The organism is Leptospira weilii serovar Ranarum str. ICFT, from assembly GCF_000332415.1.
Lineage (GTDB): Bacteria > Spirochaetota > Leptospiria > Leptospirales > Leptospiraceae > Leptospira > Leptospira weilii_A.
The window spans coordinates 1-4988 of sequence record NZ_AOHC02000017.1 but is presented as its reverse complement, the minus strand read 5'-3'; the positions used below and the strand labels follow the sequence as shown (position 1 = coordinate 4988).

General features: G+C 34.0%; 5 protein-coding genes. 4 read left to right on the top strand and 1 reads right to left on the bottom strand.

Annotated elements, in window-relative coordinates; translation table 11 throughout:
- Positions 1-393: 393 nt before the first annotated feature.
- Positions 394-2163, top strand: a complete 1770-nt coding sequence (locus tag LEP1GSC060_RS04890; RefSeq protein WP_155119625.1) for an Eco57I restriction-modification methylase domain-containing protein — start codon at positions 394-396, stop codon at positions 2161-2163.
- On the opposite strand, the gene LEP1GSC060_RS04885 is transcribed toward LEP1GSC060_RS04890, so the two are convergent.
- Positions 2150-2851 carry an SAM domain-containing protein gene (locus tag LEP1GSC060_RS04885; protein ID WP_002997196.1) on the bottom strand — a complete coding sequence of 234 codons (702 nt, stop codon included), beginning with the start codon at positions 2849-2851 and terminating at the stop codon, positions 2150-2152. The genes LEP1GSC060_RS04890 and LEP1GSC060_RS04885 overlap by 14 nt on opposite strands.
- Positions 2852-3126: 275 nt before the next feature.
- Between LEP1GSC060_RS04885 and LEP1GSC060_RS04880 the strand changes: the two genes are divergently transcribed.
- The 3 genes from LEP1GSC060_RS04880 (at position 3127) to LEP1GSC060_RS04870 (ending at position 4925) form a co-directional block, all read left to right on the top strand.
- Positions 3127-4083, top strand: a complete 957-nt coding sequence (locus LEP1GSC060_RS04880; RefSeq protein WP_002997206.1) for a hypothetical protein — start codon at positions 3127-3129, stop codon at positions 4081-4083.
- A 253-nt stretch (positions 4084-4336) separates the two neighbouring features.
- Complete coding sequence (locus LEP1GSC060_RS04875) at positions 4337-4624, top strand: type II toxin-antitoxin system RelE/ParE family toxin (protein WP_230458304.1); 288 nt, start codon at positions 4337-4339, stop codon at positions 4622-4624.
- A 79-nt stretch (positions 4625-4703) separates the two neighbouring features.
- Entirely contained in the window at positions 4704-4925 is a 222-nt protein-coding gene (locus tag LEP1GSC060_RS04870; RefSeq protein WP_230458303.1) for a HigA family addiction module antitoxin, read from the top strand.
- Positions 4926-4988: the final 63 nt, after the last annotated feature.

Below are 4988 nucleotides of genomic sequence, written 5' to 3'. Positions count from 1 at the left end.
CTTATTTCTGATACTTTAAAAAAGAATTTGTTTCAAAAAGAATAAGCCTTCAACTAATTAAATCTCATTGCGAAAGCAATATCGCTCGCAGAAAGTAATAAGCTATTACTTCGCCTAACTTCGTCTCCTCGCTTCGTTCGGGATTGCTTATGCAACCCTCACTGCGGGCTAAAGCCACATTGCTTTGTCACTTCGGTTCGCGGGACGCTCGCTAAGGCTCGCTCGAACCTCGTGCCAACTCCTTCGCGCATAAGCGCTTGGAGTCGCAACGTCGAGGAGACTCTTTCGTTAGACGCAATTTTGAAGCTCAATTAACTAGATAAGTCGACCTCCCATCAAAAACAGACAACTTTATTGTTGCAATATTTTTTAGCCTTATTAGATTTATTTATTATGTCTTCTCAGATTCTCATTCACAATAACCAGACTCGTTTAAAGGGCGAATTTAAAGACTTTTTTGATTATTTTATAGGTTATCAGAAAAAGCATCAGGAATCTTTGAGCACTGTAGATAGAAAGAGAAACGGTATATTTTTAACTGATGATTTAACAATAATTGATAGTCTTTTAGATATTTTAGATTCATACGATGACATAAAATATTATAAAATTTTAGAACCTTCTTGCGGAAAAGGGATTTTCTTGATAAGACTTTTGGATCGAATTTATAAACTCACAAACAATAAAGAAATTATCTACTCAGCTATAAATGACGTCATTTATTTTAACGATATAGATCCGAACATGGTTCGAATGACTAAAAATAATATTAGTGATTTTTATTTTTATACATTTGAAGAAGAATATAGAGGGAAATTTAACTCCTTTAATACTGACTTCACTGTTTCAAATAATGGTGAAAACAATCTATTTTACTGCTCAAACGAGAATAACGATTCATTTGAAAGCATGTATAATTTTTTTGATTTTGTAATTGGGAATCCTCCTTACATTACTCTCTATGGAAGACGAGATAAGAAAGAAAATGAATTACAAAGAATCAAATATCTCGATGCTTACAACCAGTTTCCAGACAGCTTAAAGAATGGTAAATTAAATCTGATGATGCTATTTATAGAAAAAAGTATTAACTTATTAAAAAATGGCGGCAAATTATCTTTTATTCTTGATATATCATTTTTTGAAACTGCTTTTAAGTATACGAGAAAATACTTATTAGAAAATACCACTATTGTATCTATTGACACAAACATAAAGGGCTTTTCTGTTGCGAGTGGCCAAATGATACTAAAATTGATCAAACAACAACCAGATTCAACTCATACTGTCCAAATCAATGAGTCTAAGTTTAAAAATCCCATTTTCGTAAAACAAAATGACTGGTATAACGAAAAGGATGAATTCAAATTCCGTTGGAATAGTTCAGAATTCGATTTCATAATTCTGGATAAACTAACAAATAAATCATCTTCTGATCGTTTGGGCGAGTTATTCTTTAATAAAAATTTACGAACCTGCACAATGATGTTAGATATGGAAAACTTATTTACTGAAAATAGAAGCAATCATGTAGATAAAATGAATTTGTACCCCTATTATCAAGGATCGAAATCGTTACGGGAGAAGTATGGCTCCTTTAAATTTGAAAAGGTATTTTCATACAATAAAAAACTTCAAGATGAAATCAACGATAGACTTAAAATAGAATTAGAATCTAAAGGAATAAAAAATAAAAAAAGAATTGGATTAGGCGAACAAGTTATCTATGATAATTTCAAAATATACATCAGGCAATCGGCGAAACAGTTAATTGCATCAATTGATTTAGGCAAAAGTTCGGCAAATAATAGTCTTTATGTATTCTCTTTTCGAGATTCTACAAATACTACCCTCGAGAAACTATATTATATTTGTGGAATATTAAACTCTAAAATAATGACTTATTTTGCTCAAAAGACGAAAATTATTAGATTTTCAGAAGGTAAACAACCCCAAATAAAAATTTCGGATCTCTCAACTCTTCCTATCCCAAAATCATCACAGTTGGAAAAAGAAATTTCCCTCCTAGTACAGAAAATCTATTCTGAAGAAGAAAATGAAAGAAATAAATATATAAATAGTATAGACGTATTGTTATCGAAATATTTCAATCTCACTGAGGATGAAATTAAACACGTTGAAAACGAGGTTATAGCTTTCTAATTATACTCTCAGACTCTCCGTTTTGCTTCAATAAGTCTTGTAAAAATTCTTCCTTTGAAAGTTTTAGTAACTCACGATTTGAAATATCAATCTGTCTTTTATGTGATTCTATTATTTTTTTAACCAACAAATGAAGAAATTCAGTTCTTGTTCGATATTCAGGGTTCTCTGAGATATTGACTTGCAACTGATTTTTCGGATTCCTTCTGAACGAATGATGTATATCTTTTAGAAAATATACTTTAGTATATTTGTCTGATTTATTACTCGTAAATTGTATACCACTCTCAAATTCTTCATAATAGACGTAAACGAATGTTAGATAGAAACCTCCTAATCGAACAAGATCAAAAAATTTATTTGGTGTTCCAATATCAGGATTGCTATCCTCTCCAGAAACTTTAAACGCTTTGAAATCAAGCCATATAATTTCTTCCCTATCCTTTAATTTATATGTGAATTTTGCATCCCAGGGATTTTTTGTTGCACCTGAGGGAGAAGATACAGCATCCGTAATAGCTTTATTCTTCTTTGCAATCTTTATAAATTCATTCTCTAAAAAATTGCTAATTTCAGCACCGGCTCTTGATTTAGCTTGTATAGGAATTTTCCTATTATTTCTAATAATCTCCAAGATAACTGTTTCTATATCAGTTAAAATCTTATCTTCAAACTTTTTAATATCCATTGTTTGATTATCGTCAAAAATTTCCGCTAACTTGATTCTTCAAAACTGCGGATAACTTCGACTTCTCGCTCCGTTCGTCACTCACGGTTCCCGCTCGGACTCACTACGGGCTCGGCCACATTGCTTTGTCACTTCGGTTCGCGAGACGTTCGCTAAGGTTCACTCGAACCTTGTGCCAACCGCGTCGCGCACAAGCGCTTGCGGACGCAACGTCGAGAAGTTTCTTTCGTTAGGCGAAATCAAATAACAGTCTTAATAAGGAGCGGAAAATGTTTTTGAATGAGACGATAATAAATAATGCAAAAACAAAAACAGATTTAATTAAGCGTAGAAAAAAAGTCTATTTGGATCAGAATTATTGGATCTATTTTCGGGACTCTAGAAGAGGAACTCAAAATAATGCGTTGTATGACAGTCTTTATGAAACAATAAAGAAAAAAGTGAATGAAGGAGAATTAATATGTCCAGTCAGTTTTCCAGTTTTAATTGAGTTAACGAAACAAACGGATGTAAGTACTAGAGAAGAATTCATAGAAGTCGTGAAAGAGTTAAGCTTAGACACTGCAATTCTAGCGAGTGAGCCACTTTATGTCCAAGAAACTATTGAACTAATTGAAAATGATTTAATCCCGCCAAAATGTGTCTGGGTCAATACCCCTTATATGATTGGAGATATAACACAAGGAGACCCTTCTAATAAAATTCTATTCGAGCAACAAAAGAATCTAACTATAGATGAATTAGCTTGTTTAATAATGAATATAGAGTCTGCATCACCGAGTAAGTCGGGAGTAGCAGAAGATCTGAACAAGGAAAAATCATTACAGTCTACTCAACCAATAAAATATTGGTATGATTTTGAAGTTCAAGGCTTACTAGATAATATACAACCTATAATTAATGAAGCAAGACTTCATTCTCAGAAAAAGATCGATGAGCAATCTATACTTGCGAAAATTAAATCATCGATGCACAATAAAAATTCAAATTTTTTAGGTTCGCAAAAAGTATTAAATGTATATTATGCGGGCACAAGATCGAAGGATTACAATTACAAAGAGACTGACCCTGAAGATTCATTGCATGCTTCCTATGCAATTCCATATTACGATGTTATGTTAACTGATAGCGCAATGAGACATCACTTCAATACGCGACCATTCACAGATTATCTAAATCCTCCAAAAATTATTTCATCTGTCAAAGAAGCAGTGAGCTATTTTAGCATTTGACTTCGCCTAACTTCGACTTCTCGCTTCGTTCGCCACTCGCGGTTCCCGCTCGGACTCACTACGGCCTCCGGCACATTGCTTTGTCACTTCGGTTCGCAAGACGCGACTAAGGTCGCTCGAACCTCGTGCCAACTCCATCGCGCACAGGCGCTTCGGGAACGCGAACGTCGAGAAGCCTCTTTCGTTAGGCGACAGTTTGGCAAATCTAATTTTAATAGTTAAATTGCTTGACATTGTAACCTTATAGGTTACGATGTGTGTATTGATAGTTTCATTTAAACACAAAGGATTAGAACAGTATTTTGAAACTGGGAGTAAACGAGGAATTCAACCGGATCACGCAGGGAAGTTAGGTCGAATTTTAGATAGATTGGATGCTTCACTAAATCCAAAGGATATGGACTTGCCTTCATTCAAATTGCATCAGCTTAAGGGTAAGGAACAAGAGCGATGGTCAGTTTGGGTAAATGGGAATTGGCGTGTTACGTTCGAATTTGAAGGTGAGAACGCCATATTAGTCGATTACGAAGATTATCATTAGAAGTAATAATTATGAATAAAAGAAAACCTACACACCCAGGGGAAGTAGTATATTAGAAGATGTAATCAAACCATTAGGTTTGACTATAACAGAAGCGGCTAAGGATTTAGGGATATCACGTAAAACTCTTTCAGAGATAGTTAATGCCAAAAGTTCAATTACTCCTGAAACGGCAATTAGGATTGCATTAGCGACTAATACTTCTCCTGAAAGTTGGCTTAACATGCAGATTAAATTAGATTTATGGAATGCATTACAAGATAAACCTAAAAATGTGATTAAATTTCCAATCTCTGCTTAGGATCTATTTCTAATATAGCCAAACCGATCGCCTAACTTCGACTTCTCGCTGCGTTCGTCACTC

Bases quoted from the DNA above. Each gene is read 5' to 3' on its own strand.
- LEP1GSC060_RS04890 (WP_155119625.1), top strand. From the start codon at position 394: ATGTCTTCTCAGATTCTCATTCACAATAACCAGACTCGTTTAAAGGGC.
- LEP1GSC060_RS04885 (WP_002997196.1), bottom strand. From the start codon at position 2,851: ATGGATATTAAAAAGTTTGAAGATAAGATTTTAACTGATATAGAAACA.
- LEP1GSC060_RS04875 (WP_230458304.1), top strand. From the start codon at position 4,337: ATGTGTGTATTGATAGTTTCATTTAAACACAAAGGATTAGAACAGTAT.